Origin of the sequence: Photorhabdus sp. P32, assembly GCF_038085095.1 — a bacterium.
In the GTDB taxonomy this organism is placed as follows: domain Bacteria; phylum Pseudomonadota; class Gammaproteobacteria; order Enterobacterales; family Enterobacteriaceae; genus Photorhabdus; species Photorhabdus luminescens.
In genome coordinates this window covers 1-1,807 of the sequence record NZ_JAZGJN010000124.1, presented here as the reverse complement: position 1 = coordinate 1,807, position 1,807 = coordinate 1, and the positions used below count along the sequence as shown (strand labels likewise).

The window sequence follows — 1,807 nt, the reverse complement described above, 5'->3', positions numbered from 1 at the left end:
TAACGTTCTTCACTATCCATTAATGTTTCCGCTTGTCCACTGCGAACAGTGGCAACTAATGAATGTGTCGTGCCTAAATCAATACCGGCAGCTAAACGACGTTGATGTGGTACAGCGGATAACCCCGGCTCGCTAATTTGTAATAAAGCCATATACGCTTTCCTTAAAAGTCGTCCAGTAAACGTTCTTCCAGTTGTTCAACCTGCTGTTGCAATTTATCCAGAAAACGTAATTTACGCACCGTATCGGCAGCTTGTTCCCACTGCTGTTCATCCAATTGCCGCACCATTTGCTGACTACGAGTTTTAATCATCCCACTTACACGAGCGGCAAAATCAGCCAATGCCGCTTCTGGATTCGCTTTGCTGGCAATACACTCCAATTCCTCCCGCAACATAAGTTGTTCCATCAGGAAGGCATTGTCATTCATGGTGTGCTGTTCATTGGCTAAATCAAAGCCATGCAGAGAGAGCATATATTCAGCGCGTTTCAGGGGGTGTTTGAGCGTTTGATAACCGTCATTGATAGTCGCGGCTTGCTGCAACGCCAGCGTTTTTTCACGCTCTGGCTGACTAGCAAAGCGATCCGGATGAAACTGACGCTGCAATTCTTGATAACAGCTTGCCAGTTGTTCACGATCAACAGCATAACGAGCCGGCAGCCCAAATAAAGTGAAATAGTCCATAATCTAAACTTACTCTGGATTTGGCCGAAAAACGGAATTAAACGTTAAAACTCTCTCCACAACCACATTCACTGGAAACATTTGGGTTGTTGAATTTAAAGCCTTCGTTAAGGCCCTCTTTAACAAAATCCAGCTCTGTACCGTCGAGATAGACCATGCTTTTGCCATCTATGATAACTTTGACGCCCTTATCTTCAAACACGGTGTCGTCTTCGTTAATCATATCGGCAAATTCAAGCAGGTAAGCCATACCTGAACAGCCAGATGTTCTGACCCCCAGACGCAAACCAACACCTTTTCCACGGTTATTCAGGAATGACGAAACGCGTTGTGCAGCACTTTCTGTAAGGGAAATTGACATACAACAACCTCACTTTTAAAAACCAGCAAAGGCGGATACCAGACGGTATGTAACAGCCAGTATCCGCCAAATTTTTTTCTATCTTCTTATTATCAAGGGCCGTGTTATCTGCCCTGGCGTTTACTTTTGTAATCCGCAATCGCTGCTTTAATCGCATCTTCCGCCAGAATAGAACAGTGGATTTTCACTGGCGGCAGTTCTAATTCATCTGCAATTTCAGTATTTTTAATCGCTTCCGCTTGCTCCAGAGATTTGCCCTTCATCCATTCTGTGACTAAAGAACTGGAAGCAATCGCANNTGCCTTCATTATTGACTTTGATTTGCAGTTTCATCACGTCACCACACGCAGGGGCGCCGACCATGCCGCTGCCAACCATTGGATCTTCACTATCGAAAGAACCGACGTTACGTGGATTTTCATAGTGATCAATTACTTTTTCGCTGTAAGCCATGTTGTTACTCCTGAAACCGTCTGATTAATGATGAGACCATTCGATACTGTTTAGATCCACACCTTGTTTAAACATTTCCCACAGTGGAGAAAGTTCACGCAGGCGGCCAATAGATTTATGAATCAGTTCAATGGCGTAGTCGATCTCTTCTTCTGTCGTAAAGCGCCCTAAAGAGAAACGGATAGAGCTGTGAGCCAGTTCGTCATTCATCCCCAACGCACGCAGTACGTAGGAAGGCTCCAGGCTGGCGGAAGTACATGCAGAACCCGAAGAGACCGCCAGATCTTTTAATGACATCATCAGTGATT

The 1,807-nt window shown here is 45.0% G+C and carries 3 protein-coding genes and 2 pseudogenes; all 5 read right to left on the bottom strand.

Annotation, left to right across the window (positions count from 1 at the left end):
* Positions 1-152: hypothetical protein (locus tag V2H77_RS00715; RefSeq protein ID WP_341497268.1), on the bottom strand; the 152-nt coding region annotated here is incomplete at its 3' end.
* An 11-nt stretch (positions 153-163) separates the two neighbouring features.
* A complete protein-coding gene (gene hscB, locus V2H77_RS00710; protein WP_341497267.1) occupies positions 164-685 on the bottom strand; it encodes a co-chaperone HscB in 522 nt (173 codons plus the stop codon).
* 37 nt (positions 686-722) lie between these two features.
* On the bottom strand, positions 723-1,046 hold the full coding sequence (gene iscA, locus V2H77_RS00705; protein WP_265379967.1) for an iron-sulfur cluster assembly protein IscA: 324 nt from the start codon (positions 1,044-1,046) through the stop codon (positions 723-725).
* A 104-nt stretch (positions 1,047-1,150) separates the two neighbouring features.
* Positions 1,151-1,499, bottom strand: a pseudogene (locus V2H77_RS00700) (iron-sulfur cluster assembly scaffold protein).
* Positions 1,500-1,523: 24 nt separating this feature from the next.
* Positions 1,524-1,807: pseudogene (locus tag V2H77_RS00695) on the bottom strand (IscS subfamily cysteine desulfurase); the annotation flags it as partial.